The 13,520-nt window shown below is 65.0% G+C and carries 15 protein-coding genes; 6 read left to right on the top strand and 9 right to left on the bottom strand.

Annotated elements, in window-relative coordinates; translation table 11 throughout:
- The first annotated feature begins 40 nt into the window (after positions 1-40).
- Entirely contained in the window at positions 41-520 is a 480-nt protein-coding gene (locus NMQ09_RS11790; protein WP_255190779.1) for a DUF8108 domain-containing protein, read from the top strand.
- Between the two features lie 132 nt (positions 521-652).
- On the top strand, positions 653-2,116 hold the full coding sequence (locus tag NMQ09_RS11795; protein WP_255190780.1) for an MATE family efflux transporter: 1,464 nt from the start codon (positions 653-655) through the stop codon (positions 2,114-2,116).
- A gap of 226 nt (positions 2,117-2,342) precedes the next feature.
- Here the strand turns inward: NMQ09_RS11795 and NMQ09_RS11800 are convergent, their stop codons facing one another.
- The 5 genes from NMQ09_RS11800 to NMQ09_RS11820 form a co-directional block, all read right to left on the bottom strand.
- Complete coding sequence (locus NMQ09_RS11800; RefSeq protein ID WP_255190781.1) at positions 2,343-2,576, bottom strand: HVO_2901 family zinc finger protein; 234 nt, start codon at positions 2,574-2,576, stop codon at positions 2,343-2,345.
- Between the two features lie 371 nt (positions 2,577-2,947).
- Positions 2,948-4,357 (bottom strand): class II fumarate hydratase, encoded by a 1,410-nt coding sequence (locus tag NMQ09_RS11805; RefSeq protein ID WP_255190782.1) that lies wholly within the window; start codon positions 4,355-4,357, stop codon positions 2,948-2,950.
- 118 nt (positions 4,358-4,475) lie between these two features.
- A complete protein-coding gene (locus NMQ09_RS11810; protein WP_255190783.1) occupies positions 4,476-6,287 on the bottom strand; it encodes a PH domain-containing protein in 1,812 nt (603 codons plus the stop codon).
- On the bottom strand, positions 6,284-6,745 hold the full coding sequence (locus NMQ09_RS11815) for a PH domain-containing protein (protein ID WP_255190784.1): 462 nt from the start codon (positions 6,743-6,745) through the stop codon (positions 6,284-6,286). The genes NMQ09_RS11810 and NMQ09_RS11815 overlap by 4 nt, the downstream gene beginning before the upstream one ends.
- A 73-nt stretch (positions 6,746-6,818) precedes the next feature.
- Entirely contained in the window at positions 6,819-7,067 is a 249-nt protein-coding gene (locus NMQ09_RS11820) for a BolA family protein (protein ID WP_255190785.1), read from the bottom strand.
- Between the two features lie 91 nt (positions 7,068-7,158).
- Here NMQ09_RS11820 and NMQ09_RS11825 point away from each other — a divergent pair, with 91 nt between their 5' ends.
- The 4 genes from NMQ09_RS11825 (at position 7,159) to NMQ09_RS11840 (ending at position 10,355) form a co-directional block, all read left to right on the top strand.
- Positions 7,159-7,668, top strand: coding sequence for a DUF7523 family protein (locus tag NMQ09_RS11825; RefSeq protein WP_255190786.1), 510 nt, complete (start codon positions 7,159-7,161; stop codon positions 7,666-7,668).
- 62 nt (positions 7,669-7,730) lie between these two features.
- A complete protein-coding gene (cysS, locus tag NMQ09_RS11830; RefSeq protein ID WP_255190787.1) occupies positions 7,731-9,215 on the top strand; it encodes a cysteine--tRNA ligase in 1,485 nt (494 codons plus the stop codon).
- 88 nt (positions 9,216-9,303) lie between these two features.
- Positions 9,304-9,642, top strand: coding sequence for a hypothetical protein (locus NMQ09_RS11835; protein WP_255190788.1), 339 nt, complete (start codon positions 9,304-9,306; stop codon positions 9,640-9,642).
- A gap of 398 nt (positions 9,643-10,040) precedes the next feature.
- Positions 10,041-10,355: a hypothetical protein gene (locus NMQ09_RS11840; protein ID WP_255190789.1), complete on the top strand. Its 315-nt coding sequence runs from the start codon at positions 10,041-10,043 to the stop codon at positions 10,353-10,355.
- A 276-nt stretch (positions 10,356-10,631) separates the two neighbouring features.
- On the opposite strand, the gene NMQ09_RS11845 is transcribed toward NMQ09_RS11840, so the two are convergent.
- The 4 genes from NMQ09_RS11845 to NMQ09_RS11860 all read right to left on the bottom strand — a co-directional run bounded on the left by NMQ09_RS11845 (position 10,632) and on the right by NMQ09_RS11860 (position 13,487).
- Positions 10,632-11,696 carry a presenilin family intramembrane aspartyl protease PSH gene (locus NMQ09_RS11845; protein WP_255190790.1) on the bottom strand — a complete coding sequence of 355 codons (1,065 nt, stop codon included), beginning with the start codon at positions 11,694-11,696 and terminating at the stop codon, positions 10,632-10,634.
- A 97-nt stretch (positions 11,697-11,793) separates the two neighbouring features.
- Positions 11,794-12,021 (bottom strand): H/ACA ribonucleoprotein complex subunit GAR1, encoded by a 228-nt coding sequence (locus tag NMQ09_RS11850; protein ID WP_255190791.1) that lies wholly within the window; start codon positions 12,019-12,021, stop codon positions 11,794-11,796.
- Positions 12,021-12,302 carry a signal recognition particle subunit SRP19 gene (gene srp19, locus NMQ09_RS11855; RefSeq protein WP_255190792.1) on the bottom strand — a complete coding sequence of 94 codons (282 nt, stop codon included), beginning with the start codon at positions 12,300-12,302 and terminating at the stop codon, positions 12,021-12,023. The genes NMQ09_RS11850 and srp19 overlap by 1 nt, the downstream gene beginning before the upstream one ends.
- 54 nt (positions 12,303-12,356) lie before the next feature.
- Entirely contained in the window at positions 12,357-13,487 is a 1,131-nt protein-coding gene (locus tag NMQ09_RS11860; protein WP_255190793.1) for a PGF-CTERM-anchored ABC transporter substrate-binding protein, read from the bottom strand.
- Positions 13,488-13,520: the final 33 nt, after the last annotated feature.

Genomic DNA, 13,520 nt, shown 5'->3' on the forward strand with positions numbered 1-13,520 from the left:
TCGAAAGGATTACCCGTGACTCGGCCGAGCATCCGTCTGAATGGTCGACTCACGGCCCTCGAGTCTCGATTCGGACGTCCGTCGGATCGCAAACGGGGTCGGGTTCGTGGTCCTCTGGGGCTGGGTTCTCCTGTCGCTCGGTCTGCTGCCGACGTGGTTCGGCTACCCGTGGCTCGGCGCGCTCCTCTCTCTCGCCGGCCTCGTCATCTGCTGGCAGGCGTGGCGGGCGTCGGCGTATCCAGTGTACACGATCGGGACGCGGCGGGACGTCACGGTCGAGCCGATCGCCGAATCTGGACTCGACTGTGACGAGTGTGGCCGACCGGCAGGTGGCGGCGAACGCCGACGCTACGCCGAGCGGCGCGTCCTGTTCGGGACGACGATCGCGGTTCCGGAGTGGGGGACGAACGTCTACTGTGCGGATTGTGCCGACCGGCTCGAGGCCGAGCCGACCGCGGCGGCCGACCCAGAAACCGCGGCGTGGGAGCGAGAGCGGGATCGAGATCGAGACGGCCGCTGAGTTCCCGTCGGATCCGACGTCGGTCGGTAACTGCTCGAGCGGGTAGTCAACAGCGTTCACGGGTATCGCTCGTGTGCCGTGATATCATCCACTACGAGCGTTCAAGTATTCGGAACGCTATTTCGAACCGTAATGCCCTCCACGGAACCCTCGAGTGCGAACGATCTGACGGAGGGCGAGCTCGTCCGGCCGATGTTCCGGCTGGCGTGGCCGCTCGTGGTCATCCAGCTGTTGCAGGTCGCCTACAACGTGGGCGACACGTTCTGGCTCGGTGCGCTCTCGCCCGACGCCGTCGGTGCGTTGAGCCTCGCGTTTCCGCTGATCTTCTTTCTGATCGCGATCGGGGGCGGCTTCACCGCGGCGGGGGCGATCCTGATCGCCCAGCACACCGGCGCTGGCAGTGACGAGGGTGGCCTGATCGCCGGGCAGACGCTCTCGTTCATCACGCTCGTCGCGATCACGCTTGGAATCGTCGGCTACCTCGTGACCGACGCGATGCTCGGGCTGTTGCCCGCCGACGCCGAGACGAGTGCGCGGATTATTCCGCTGGCCGCCGACTACATGCGCATCTTCTTCCTGGGGATGCCGTTTCTGTTCGGCTTTTTCGTCTTCGTCTCGCTCATGCGGGGCTACGGCAACACCCACGCCCCGATGCGGGTGATGATCGTCAGCGTCGTACTCAACCTCGCGCTCGACCCGCTGTTGATCTTCGGCGTCGGCCCCTTCCCCCGCCTCGAGATCGAAGGGGCCGCCGTCGCGACCGTCCTCTCGCGGGCAGTGGCGACCGCGATCGGCGTCTACGTCCTGTTCTATACGGATCTGGGCCCGGAGATCGAAGCCGGCCACCTCGTTCCCCGTCCCGCCTACGTCTGGAAGATCACGCGACTGGGCGTGCCGACCGCGCTCGAGCAGTCGATGAGCTCGCTCGCGATGGTCACGATGACGGCGATGGTCGCGACGTTCCCGCCCGCGGTGGTGGCGGCCTACGGCCTCGGAAACCGGCTGATCTCGCTGGCGTTCCTCCCGGCGATGGGGATGGGACAGGCGACGGACACGATCGTCGGACAGAATCTGGGTGCCGGAAAACCGGAGCGAGCCGAGCGAGCGACGTGGCTGGCGTCGGGAGTCGTCGCGGTGGTGATGGGCGTCGCGGGGCTGGTGGCGTTTCTCTTCCCGGAGCCGATCGTCGCCGTCTTCCTGACCGCCGACGTCGAGGGGCGGGCGGCGACGCTCGCCTACGGCAGCACGTACCTCCAGTTCGCCGCCGTCATGTTCGTGTTCATGGGCGTCTTGCAGGTGATCCTCGGGGCGTTCCGCGGCGCGGGGAACACGAAGACGGCGCTCGCGTTCTCGGTCCTGGCTCTCTGGGTAGGCCGGGTTCCGACGACATACGTCCTCGTGTTCGTCCTGGCCTGGGGGACGACCGGAATCTGGCTCGGCATGGTCACCGGCAACGTCGTGGGCATGATCGCCGCCGTCGCGTGGTTCACCCGCGGAACGTGGAAAGGGTCGCTCCTAGAAGAGGACGAGGCGGACGAACGTGAGGCCGAACCCGAGACCGAAATCGAGTCGGCGACAGCGACGCTCGAGGACTGACAGCGCCCTCGTGGCTGGATACCGATACGGACCGCCGTGGCAGTTCCGGTGCAATCGCGACCCCTGGCGTTGCAGCGGTACATCGGTACAGCAATCCGCACGAGTCCCTACAGGACGAGTCGCGAGCGCTGGAATCGACGTCCAGCCGACGGTATCGACAGTCGTGATTCGAGATGGAGTGAAACCCATACGCGAGTGAAAAAGACGGAACCCGGTGAAACGGCTCTCAGTGCGTCGCCGCTCGTACGCGCCGGACGTCGATCAGATCTTCGTGGAGTCCCTCCCCGTCACAGTCCTCGTTCGGACACTCGTAGTGCCACCCGTCCTGTGTGGCGTCTCGCTCCCGGAACCGATCACCACATACCTGACAGAAAAGCTGTCCCTCCGCACACGTATCTCGGTGTAACTCGAGGGCGAGCTCGGTCTGGAACGACTGATTACAGTTTCGACAGGTGTGCATATTACGTCTGACGATACCCTCCGTAAAAACTGCTTGGGTTCTTTTATTCCGTCGAGAACGTGGGTGATTCGGTGTCTCTGTGCCGATTTAGATCGGACGTTCCGTGAAGAAAGACGGACAAAATCTGGATAGTACTCGAATCCGAGTATCCAATCGGCTGCCAGAACGGGCTGTTACAAATTGCCGTGGCAAATTCTGGCACTCTCGCCGAGCGAGTATATGATTCCGTTCTGCCACGACCGACGGCAGCCGAGTCTCGTGGACTCTCCTGCACAGAGTCGCGACGGGTTCGTTTCGTGTGTGTTCCAGGACGACGGGATCGCTTCACGTACGTCCCAGTGTGACGACCCGGGAAGCTCGCTCAGTGACGCTCAGTGATCCTGTCCGAGGATGCCGCGCTCGGTCATCGCGGCGGGATCGAGCACCTCGTCGGCTTCCTCCTCGTCGACGTAGCCCTTCTCGAGGGCGACCTCGCGGACGGTCTTCCCTTCCTTGAGCGCCGCCTTCGCGACCTCGCTGGCCTTGTCGTAGCCGATGTGGACGTTGAGCGAGGTGGCCAGGGCCATCGACTGCTCGACGGCGTCGGCACAGTGGTCCTCGTTGGCCTCGAGCGGGGAAACGAACCGCTCGGCGAAGACCTCACTCGAGTTCGCGATCAGTTCGGCGGATTGTAAGAAGTTGTGCGCCAGCACGGGTTTGTAGAGGTTGAGGTCGATCTGGCCTTCGGCGGCGCCGGCGGCGACGGCGGCGTCGTTGCCGACGACCTGCTTGTGGACCTGGTTGACTGCTTCGGCGATCACGGGGTTGATCTTGCCGGGCATGATCGACGACCCGGGCTGGTTCTCGGGCTGCTCGAGTTCACCGAGGCCGTTTCGCGGCCCCGACGCCAGCAGGCGCAGGTCGTTGGCGATCTTGTTGAGCGAGCCCGCGACGACGCGCAGGGCGCCGTGAGCCTCGGACATGGCGTCGTGGGCGGCCTGCGCCTCGAAGTGGTCGTCGGCCTCGCGGAAGTCGACGCCCGTCTCCTCGCTGATGTACTCGGCGGCGAGTTCGGGGAACTCGGGGTGGGTGTTCAGGCCCGTCCCCGTCGCGGTGCCGCCGAGGGCGAGTTCGCCGAGGTGGTCACGAACCATATCGACGCGGGAAAGCCCCTTCTCGATCTGGGTCCGGTAGCCGCCGAACTCCTGTCCCAGGGTCACGGGCGTCGCGTCCTGGAGGTGGGTTCGGCCGGTCTTGACGACGTCCGCGAACTCCGCTTCTTTCTCCTCGAGCGCCTTTCGGAGCGTCTCGAGGGCGGGGATGACGTCCTTCTCGACGGCCTCGAGTGCCGCGACGTGCATCGCCGTCGGGATGACGTCGTTTGACGACTGGCCGTAGTTGACGTGGTCGTTGGGGTGGACGACGCGGTCGCCGATCTCCGCGCCCATAAGCTCGGCGGCGCGGTTGGCGATGACCTCGTTGACGTTCATGTTCGAGGAAGTTCCCGACCCGGTCTGGAAGACGTCGACGGGGAAGTGGTCGTCGTGCTCGCCGGCGATGACCTCGTCGGCGGCCTCGACGATCGCGTCAGCGACCTCCTCCTCGACCAGCCCGAGGTCGCGGTTGGCCTGGGCTGCCCCCTTCTTGACGACGCCGAGCGCTCGGACGAACCGGCGGCCGAAGGTGATCCCGGAGATGGGGAAGTTCTGGATCGCACGCTGGGTCTGAGCACCCCAGTAGGCGTCCGTGGGAACCTGCATCTCGCCGAGGCTGTCCTCCTCGATTCGGTAATCCTCTGCCATACGCGAGACGTCACGTCGGGTGGGGTAAAAGCCACCGAAACGTGCCGATCTTGACCTCGTCGACCGCTCTTGCCGACCGAGAACGAGAACGACCCAGCTGAGGTGGAGCGGCGACAGGTCAGACGAACTCGATCGTCCCGTCGCCTGCGTCCGGACCCGACCGCTCCTGGATCGCCACCTGTAGCTTCTCGCGGGACTCGTCGTGGACCTCCCGGGCAACCTCGAGGTTCACGTCGTAGATCGTCGGCGTCCCCCGGAAGAACGTCTGAGAGCTCGCCGTGTCGACGACCAGCGAGGCGAGCCCGAGTCGGCGCTGAAAGATCGACCGCCGGTTGTTGATCGTCTGCACCCGGTAGTAGGGGATCACGGTCGTCTGGCGGCGCCAGAACCCCGAGCGGATCACGAGGTGGTCCGTGCCGACGTAGTAGCCGAGGTGCACCCACCGGAGGTGAGCGGCGACCGGCACCGCGAGGAAGACGACTGTGGCGTAGTACCAGGCCTCGAGCGGCGTCGCGAGCGTGATGCCGTAGGCGACGAGCACGACGGCGCCGGCGACGAGCGAGTAGCGCACGAGGTAGCGGCGACGAGCGACCGTCGTCGGCCGGTGGAACGACGGCTTCTCGAGGTCGGTGAAGCGTTCGGCGAAGCCGTAGACGCGGCCGCGTTTGGCCAGGGGGACGGCCGACTGGCTGCCGCCGCTGCTGTCGGGGCCGTAGCCCGCCGTCTCGACCCAGAGGCCGGCGTAACCGATCAGCCGCTGGATCGGGTTGTCGGTGACGGTCACCGACTGGACCTTCTCGACCGGGATCGAGCCGCTGTAGTTCTGGAGCAGGCCGCGCTCGTAGACGAGGTCGTCGCCGGCCCGGCCGAGCCGGAAGCCGTAGTAGCTGACGAAGGTGTAGCCCGCCCCGAGCAGGTAGGTGAAGACGACCAGGTGGACGAACGAGACCAGGCTCAGGATCACGTAGTTCCGGGGCGTCGCGGTGGCGAGATCCGCCGGCCCGCCGACCGGCTCGGAGACGGTGAGCAGGAACTCGAGGGCCGTCTCGGCGGCGAGGAAGGCGATGAACACCACGCCGGCTGCGGCGGCGAGCCGGAACGAGGCGAGCGAGTACAGCAGCAGTTCGCGCGAGTCGAGCCGGAAGAGGAGCTTCGGCCGGTACTCCGCCACGAAGTCGTCGACCGCCGCCTCGTCAGCCCGTTCGGCGAGCCGACCGTCGTCGGGCCCTTCGTCCCACTCGACCTCGCCGAATTCGTCGGCGGCCTCGGAGTCTACGTCGACGGCCTCGAAGTCTGTGTCCGCGCTGACGGTATCGGCCTCGGTGTCCGTGGTCTCGGCGTCTACTCCCTCGAGGTCCGCCTCGTCGATTCGGTCGGCGTCGGCGTCCTCGAGGGTGGTCTCCTCGGCGTCGACGTCGGCTGGCGCTTCGTCGGTTTCGTCTTGCGCGCCGGTGGCCGCCTGTCTGGCGTTCCGACGCCGGGCTTTCGACTCGGCCGTTCGCCGCCGAATTTCGCGCTGGAGGCGGTCGGCTTCGTCCTCGCTCACGAAGTTGAGCACCGCTTCGGTCGCGCCGCCGCCGGCGGTCTCGACGTTGACGACGGCGAGGCCGAACAGCCGGAAGACGACGCCCTGTCTGACGTCGACGTTCTGAACCCGGTGGTACGGAATCTCCCGATCCCGGCGGGAGAAGACCCCCGAGGCCAGGTCGAACGTGTCCGCGGTGAGTTCGTACTCGAACCGGGAGTAGTAGGTGATCCCGTAGGCCGCCCCGAGGGCGAACCCGAGTGGCGCGGCGACGACTGTCCAGCCGCCGCTGACGAGGTCGAAGACAGCCGCGAGGACCGTGACGAGCACGAACGCGAGGAACGCACCCGATACCCCCCGGTTGAGCGCCATCATGACGGCAGTCAGCGGGTGGAGTCGGTTCATACCGCGTCGCCACCCTCGCTCTCGACGGCGAGGTCTCGGAGCGTGTCCTGAAGCTTTCGCGCCCGATCGGGCGTCAGCCCCGGGATCCTGACGTCGGCGTTGCGCGAGCCCGCCGTGTAGACGACGACGCTCGAGAGCCCGAGCGCGCGCTCTATGGGTCCAAACCGGGTGTCGACGTGCTGGACGCGCACGAACGGGACGGACGTCTCGACGAACGTGATCACGCCCCGCTCGAGGTAGAGGGAGTCCTCCTGGAGTTCGAAGCGCCACTTCTGGTAGAGGCGGACGGCGTAGGTGACGCCAAGGAGCAAGACGAGCGCCCCCGCACCGAGCGGGAGGGCGATCGGCAACGAGTAGAGCTGGCCGTCGACCCCCGCGAGAACGACGCCGAGAACGATCGCGCCGAGCGCTGCCTGCGCGATCCAGAGGACCCTGATCCGTGGATTCAGCGATTCCATACCTGAATTGTATCAACAACAGACGATAAAGCCCCGGTTCTCGGTCGTTCGGTGCGTTCGGTTTCGATCCGGCCTAGTACTCTTCGTACTCTTCGGGGGTGTACGTCGAGAGCTCGAGGGCGTGGATGTCGGTGGTCATGTGTTCGCCCAGCGCATCGTACACCAGCTGGTGTTGGGAAACCAGCGTGAGTCCCTCGAACGCAGGCGAGACGACCGTCGCCGCGAGGTGGTCGTCGTCGTGTTTGTCTCGAGCGCGCGTGACGGTCGCCTCGGCGTCCTCGAGTTCGGCCTCGATGAGTCGCTCGACGTCTTCGGGTGTCATACCGGGACCGTGGTGGGCTCGGCCCAAAAGCGCCGCGGTCCCGGACGAATCGACCGCCGGGTTTAAGCGCTCTGCCGACGCGGTCGCCGACATGTCACTCGCAGCTGAGACGCGCCGAGCCGTCGAGGAGCACCCGTTTCTCGTCGTAGCGCTCCGGGCAGGCGTCGTCAACTACACCGCCGCCGCCCGCTTTCTCGAGGTCGACGGCGAGGTTGACGGCGAGGTCGACGCCGTCGCGACGGCGCTCCGGCGGTACGCCGAGGAGCTGCCCGACTACGAGACGGGCGCGGCCGACGCCCGCGTCTCGATGCAGAGCGGGATCGAGCCGGTCGACGAGCTCGAGGACGCCCTGCTGGTCGTCGGCGGGACGGCGTTCGGCCCCGGAGACGGGAGTCGGACGGCCATCGTCGCCACGGGGGCCGTCGACGCGTCGGCGCTCGCCGCGACGATCCAGGCGCTCGAACTCGAAGGAACCGACGTCCTCGCCGCGGGCGTCGGCACGGAGGCGATGGTCGTCGTCGTCGACCGACTCGACGGGGCGACCGCGGTCCGGGCAGTCGAGCGAGCGCTCGAGGGGGTACCACGGCTCGCTCGGGACTGACGGTCGGTCGCCTCGAGGCGTCAACAAACGGTTTAATGTTCGCCCGCGGGTAGAGGCGGGCAATGACCCTGCACGTGACGAACACGTTGACGGGCGAGAAGGAGCCGTTCGAGCCACAGGACCCCGACGACGTCTTGCTCTACTACTGTGGCCTGACGGTCTCTGACCCGCCTCACCTCGGCCACGCCCGCTCGTGGGTGCACGTCGACGTGATGCACCGCTGGCTCGAACACCTCGGCTACGGCGTCCGCCACGTCGAGAACTTCACGGACGTCAACGAGAAGATCGTCGCCCGCGTCGGCCAGGACGACCTGGGCGAGTCCGAAGCCGAAGTCGCCCGCACCTACGTCAGGGAGACGCTCGCCGCGATGCGGTCGCTCAACCTGCTCCGGGCGACGGTCTACCCGCGCGTCTCAGAGCACGTCCCCGAAATCATCGAGCTGATCGAGACGCTGGTCGAGTCGGGTTACGCCTACGAGTCGAACGGCTCGGTCTACTTCGACGTGACTCGCTTTTCGGAGTACGGCAAGCTCTCGAACCAGGACCTCGAGGAGATCGAGTCCCAGGGTGATCCCGACGAGCGATCGGAAAAGCGCCACCCGGCGGACTTCGCGCTCTGGAAGGCCGGCGGCGTCGATCCCGAGGCCGTCCGCGAGCACGCCAAAGGAGCCGTCTGGGAGCGCCCGCCAGAGGGCCAGACCTGGGACTCGCCGTGGGGTGCGGGCCGACCCGGCTGGCACATCGAGTGCTCGGCGATGAGCATGACCCACCTCGGGGAAACCTTAGACGTCCACGTCGGCGGCCGGGACCTCGTCTTCCCCCACCACGAGAACGAGATCGCCCAGTCTGAGGCCGCCACCGGCCAGCCGTTTGCGACGTACTGGCTGCACTGTGAGCTGTTCCAGATGGACGAGGAGAAGATGTCCTCGAGTCTGGGCAACTTCGTCACCGTCGCCGACGCGGTCGAGGGGTGGGGCGCCAACGTCCTCCGAACGTTCCTCACCGCCGGTTCCTACAACAGCCAGCAGCTCTACTCTGACGAGACGATCGCCGAGGCGAAAGAGCGGTGGGAACGACTCGAGCGCGCCCACGAACGCGCGACCGCGGCTATCGACTCCCCCGACGCGGGGACGAAGGTCGAAGCCGCCGCGCTCAGAGAAACCGTCGAGACGGCTCGTGAGTCGTTCACCGACGCGATGAACGACGACTTCAACACCCGCGAGGCCCAGTCCGCGCTGCTCGAGGTCGCCGCCGCGGTCAACCGCCACGTCGACGCCGAGGAGTACGACTACCGCGGCCTCCGGCGGGCGGTCGAGACGCTCGAGGAACTCGGCTGGGTGCTCGGCCTCGCTTTCGACGGCGATTCGACCGGGCAGGCCGACCTCGCCGGCGACGTCGTCGACCTCGTCCTCGAGATCCGCGAGGACGAGCGGACGGCGGGCAACTACGAGCGAGCCGACGCGTTGCGCGACGAACTCGAGGCCCTCGGCGTCGAGGTGCAAGACACCGACGAGGGGCCGACCTACCGGCTCCCGTCGGACGGCTGATCCCGCGTTCCAAGATCGGTCAGTACAGGCGAAGCGTCTGTCGTTCAGCAGACATCTATATCACGGTGAACACCTCACTTTCATCTGAATGACCGCCCTCCACACGCTTCAAAATCGAATCCGTCCGGGAATTTTATTAGTTATAGTGGCAATTGTCGGGGCTGGCACCTACTTTGAATTCGTGTATTTTGGACCGCCCACTCTCTATACAGTCGTGCTTTGGCTCATCGTCGTACCCATGTTGCTCACAGCGACAGTTTCAGGTATTCGAAACGATCCGCTCTACCAGCCGGTTATGTATGGCGTATTTATCGCAATCGGCGTCCTACAATATCTTGACGGAAATTGGTTCCTTCTCGCTGGGCTACTCATCCTTTACGGAGTTATCGGGCTGGGCTTTGAACTTCGTAATCGAAGCGACTCATGATATCCACGTCCACAGTACTGGCTTTGCAGACTAGTTCTCACGGCTAGTTCAGGACAGCTATGGCGGAATAGACGTAATCTCTATGCTGCACTAATTCTCTGGATGTTGTACGCCGCTTGAGACACTTGATATATGGGTCGAGCGAGATGTGCCGGAGACAGGGCGCGAGTCTTGCACGGCAACTCGATTTGTTCGAAGTAGCTGAGAGCGGTCAAGACTGGGTGTACACCTACCACAACAAGTAACAACCCATACACAATCTATCAAAACCCGGTGTAAAATGGGGAAGAGTTATTCGACGGATAAAATAAATGAATAGCAACACATCCGAGATGCCTCTAATCATTTTATCACGACCGGCCAAACGTCGGATTGGGAAGTAAAGAGGTAGTACAAAGATGCACGAGGAATACCGGAAGATTCTCCAGAACAAGAGCACGCGTCGGTTCTTCGTTGAGTTGCTCGTAGTGATGACACTACTCGTCGCCTTCTTGCAGTTCGTCGTCGAGCCGTTTTTGCTCTCCCGGTTTCCGTCAATTTTCCCCTCGCCCTGGTCCCCGAGTGGGCCGCCGCAGGCGTGGATGCAGGATACCCGTATCGGGTGGTTCAAATTGGTTCTCGGTGCGCTACTGCTCGGTCCGTACATGTACTACCGGATCTATCGTACCGACCTCGGTGAGGACATGCTGGCGGTCTTCGACGAGGGGCGTTGATCGTCCGAGTACATGTCGGGGTCCAGTTATGTTTCCCCGAACGCTGATGCGGCCGGTAAGCGTCTCTGTTCAGAGCGGGCGATCAGTTCTGTAGATCAGTGGAATTGATTCGCCCCGTTTGACACACAAAAGTTGTCTGGGTGTAAATGTGAACAGACCGCTCCACCAGGCTGTATTTACACGTCCGTACTGATAACGAGCGAATCAGCAACAGGCTCGAGTCACACGAGCGAAGAGCCGACCTCGGGCCACCGATGGCGGGCGACAGTAGTTCGGTCACAACCCGAGCGCCGCCACGAGCGGGATCCCGCTGGCGAGCGCCCCGAGCAGGTAGCCGCCGATCGCACCGCCGTTGAGCAGCGGGAGTCCGGCGTGGGCTCGTCCCTGTAACACCATGTACATGAGCACGAGCAGGCCGGCGATCGTGCCGACCATCGCACCGAGCGCCGGGAGGTTGAGCGCGATCATCGGGACGTCGATCGCCGGCACGTCGACGAACGACGCCGCGCTGGCGACGAGGATCGTCGGGATCACCGCGTCGCCCAGCCCGATGAACAGCGCGTCACGCTCGCGGTCGCCGTGTTCCTTCGAGGGCTCGTCGAGGTCGTCGGCGTCGTGGCCACGGTCGCCGGGGGTGTGCTCGTCCTCGAGATCGCCGGCTCCCGCACTCTCTCGGTGGCTGCCGTCACCCGCACTCGAGGTGGTTCGCTCCTCGACGATTCCCTCGGTGCTCTCCGGGTCGAGGTGGGTGTACGAGAGGGTCGTGGGGACGACCAGCACGACGGGGATTCGGAGGTCCATCACGCCGCCGGCGAGGGTGAGCATGTGCTTGGTCTTGTAGACGCTGATGGCGTCGTAGACGGCGAGCGCGGCTAGCAAGAGGATCGCCGGGAAGAGTCCGAAGCTGATGCCGAATAAGCCGGCGGCACCGGCACCGATCAGGACGCCGGCGAGGTCGATGACGTACCACTCGGGGTAGACGAGCAGCCCCGCGCCGACGGCGAGGGAGGCGACGACGGCGAGGAGGTTCACGCCGGCGTAGCTGACCACCGGCGGGATCACCTCGCCGAAGACGAACCAGGCGAGCATCACACTCACCCCGATGATCAGGCCGCGAATCAGCCACTGGGCGTCGTAGCGAAACGCCGCGAGCATGAAGCCCGTCGCGACGAGGATGATCAGCAGGTAGAGCAGGCTGTTGGTCGGGTCCTGGGGGTCTTCGACGGCCTGGTAGTCGGCCTCCTGGAACGGCTCGACCAGCGCGAGCGCGCCCAGCTGGACGCCGAGAAACAGACAGACCGTCAGAAAGACGGCGGCGAGAATTCGACTCCGATCGTTCATGACGCCGGATTGTCGGTCGGCTCGTATCGGTGTTGCGCTCTTCGTTCGACACCGTCCGGCTCGGCCGTCCCCAGCGCACAGTGACTGGCTCGAGCGATCATCGCGCGTACAGCGTTTCACCGACCAGCGCGGGCAGGTGGACGTCGTCGTTCGGCGTCACTGCCAGATACGGTCGTTCGACGGGGCCGAAGACGTCGACGACGCGACCGACTTCGGCGAGCGAATCGTCGAGCACCATCGTCCCGATCGACGCGGGATCGTCTCCGGCCGCCCGGAGAATCGCCAGCCCCTGGGCGACCCGGACGACCTGTCCAACTCGATACATCACTCTCGCATCGCCAGGACGTACGCGGCGACGGCCTGAACGAGATCGTTCTTCGTCGAGTCGTGGGCGCCGCGGACGACGACTCGGCCGCGTTCACGCCAGGGCTCTCTCGAGTACGCCTTGTCCCGTTCGATCGTGACGTCGTAGCCGATCTGCTGGACGGCTTTTGCGATTTCGTCGACCGTCGGCTCCTCGACTGCCAGTTCCTCCGGGACGCGTCGTCCCTCGGCCCGTGAGCAGTCCACATCGAGATAGGCGGGCCAGATGACGTTCTCGACCATGACTCGACCTGTGCGGTCAGGTGAGTAAACGCTTTTCAAAAGAGATGACCGCCGTTACCGGCCTCGAAGGAGGACGCAACCGGCGACGAGCAGCGACGCGATCGCGACCGGGACACCGAATCCGGGCACGGAGTCGTCGTCGCTCTCGATGCCGTCTTCGTCGTCACTCGCATCTCCGCTCTCCTCGTCGCTCGAGTCGTCACGTTCCTCCTGGCTCTCGTCGTCGCTCGCGTCATCTCCGGGGTCCGTCGCCTCGAGTTCGTCACTCGCCTGCTGGTAGGCCTCCGGGTGGACCGCTTCGACGATCTCCACGACGACGGCGACGATCTGCGGTGCGGGCTGGTTGATCTGGTTGTCGTCGACGGTGACGAAATTACCCTCCTGATAGGCGGTCGTCGCCTGAACTGCCTCGGCGACTGGCGGTTCGTCGTTCCCGTCGGGGTAGATGATCCACTCGGGATCTTCGTCGACGACCGTTTCCGGGCTGATCTGCTGGTAGCCGTCGATCCCCGCTCCCTCGGCGACGTTCTCGACGCCAGCGGTCTCGAGGGCTTCGTGAATGAACGTCCCGGAACCGGCGGTCCAGCCGTCGTCGCCGGTCATCGCGTAGTAGGCAAGCGGCCGATCCACGTCCTCGAGGGCGGTCTCGACGATCTCGAGTTGGTCGTCCATCCAGTCTGCGGTCTCCTGGGCCCCGTCACACTCGCCCGTGAGTTCGCCGGTCAGGAGGACGGTCTCCCGAACGTCCTCGATCGAGTCGGCAGCGTCGAAGTGATAAACGGTGAGCCCCGCCTCACGGAGCGTCTCGACGTCCTCGTCGGCCGTGATGTTCGCTGCCAGAACGACGTCCGGCTCGAGAGCGATCACCTGTTCGTGGTTGATCGCCCACCCATCGCTGACGTCGGCATAGTTCTCGCGATCGAGGCCGCTCGTCGCGTCGGTGTGGGGCAGTCCGACGAGGCGGTCTTCGGCACCGATCTCGAAGACGGTCTGGGCGTCACTCGCCTGGAGAGCGACGACCGACTCGGGCGGTTCCTCGAGGACGATCTCTTCGCCTGTCGCATCGGTCACCGTCAGCGGATATTCACACTCCACTGCCTGTGTGGTTCCAGCAGCAACCGTCGCCGGAGAGAATGCGGAGACGGCCACCAGCGTCGCAATCAGAACGATTTGTAACGTTCGCATCGTCCGACTCTCGGACACACTCCAACAAATATT

The sequence above is a fragment of the Natronobeatus ordinarius genome, assembly GCF_024362485.1.
Lineage (GTDB): Archaea > Halobacteriota > Halobacteria > Halobacteriales > Natrialbaceae > Natronobeatus > Natronobeatus ordinarius.

What these genes read in the sequence shown, in the direction of transcription:
- NMQ09_RS11790 (WP_255190779.1), top strand. Translation starts at nt 41, where the DNA reads ATGGTCGACTCACGGCCCTCGAGTCTCGATTCGGACGTCCGTCGGATC.
- NMQ09_RS11795 (WP_255190780.1), top strand. Translation starts at nt 653, where the DNA reads ATGCCCTCCACGGAACCCTCGAGTGCGAACGATCTGACGGAGGGCGAG.
- NMQ09_RS11800 (WP_255190781.1), bottom strand. Translation starts at nt 2,576, where the DNA reads ATGCACACCTGTCGAAACTGTAATCAGTCGTTCCAGACCGAGCTCGCC.
- NMQ09_RS11805 (WP_255190782.1), bottom strand. Translation starts at nt 4,357, where the DNA reads ATGGCAGAGGATTACCGAATCGAGGAGGACAGCCTCGGCGAGATGCAG.
- NMQ09_RS11810 (WP_255190783.1), bottom strand. Translation starts at nt 6,287, where the DNA reads ATGAACCGACTCCACCCGCTGACTGCCGTCATGATGGCGCTCAACCGG.
- NMQ09_RS11815 (WP_255190784.1), bottom strand. Translation starts at nt 6,745, where the DNA reads ATGGAATCGCTGAATCCACGGATCAGGGTCCTCTGGATCGCGCAGGCA.
- NMQ09_RS11820 (WP_255190785.1), bottom strand. Translation starts at nt 7,067, where the DNA reads ATGACACCCGAAGACGTCGAGCGACTCATCGAGGCCGAACTCGAGGAC.
- NMQ09_RS11825 (WP_255190786.1), top strand. Translation starts at nt 7,159, where the DNA reads ATGTCACTCGCAGCTGAGACGCGCCGAGCCGTCGAGGAGCACCCGTTT.
- cysS (WP_255190787.1), top strand. Translation starts at nt 7,731, where the DNA reads ATGACCCTGCACGTGACGAACACGTTGACGGGCGAGAAGGAGCCGTTC.
- NMQ09_RS11835 (WP_255190788.1), top strand. Translation starts at nt 9,304, where the DNA reads ATGACCGCCCTCCACACGCTTCAAAATCGAATCCGTCCGGGAATTTTA.
- NMQ09_RS11840 (WP_255190789.1), top strand. Translation starts at nt 10,041, where the DNA reads ATGCACGAGGAATACCGGAAGATTCTCCAGAACAAGAGCACGCGTCGG.
- NMQ09_RS11845 (WP_255190790.1), bottom strand. Translation starts at nt 11,696, where the DNA reads ATGAACGATCGGAGTCGAATTCTCGCCGCCGTCTTTCTGACGGTCTGT.
- NMQ09_RS11850 (WP_255190791.1), bottom strand. Translation starts at nt 12,021, where the DNA reads ATGTATCGAGTTGGACAGGTCGTCCGGGTCGCCCAGGGGCTGGCGATT.
- srp19 (WP_255190792.1), bottom strand. Translation starts at nt 12,302, where the DNA reads ATGGTCGAGAACGTCATCTGGCCCGCCTATCTCGATGTGGACTGCTCA.
- NMQ09_RS11860 (WP_255190793.1), bottom strand. Translation starts at nt 13,487, where the DNA reads ATGCGAACGTTACAAATCGTTCTGATTGCGACGCTGGTGGCCGTCTCC.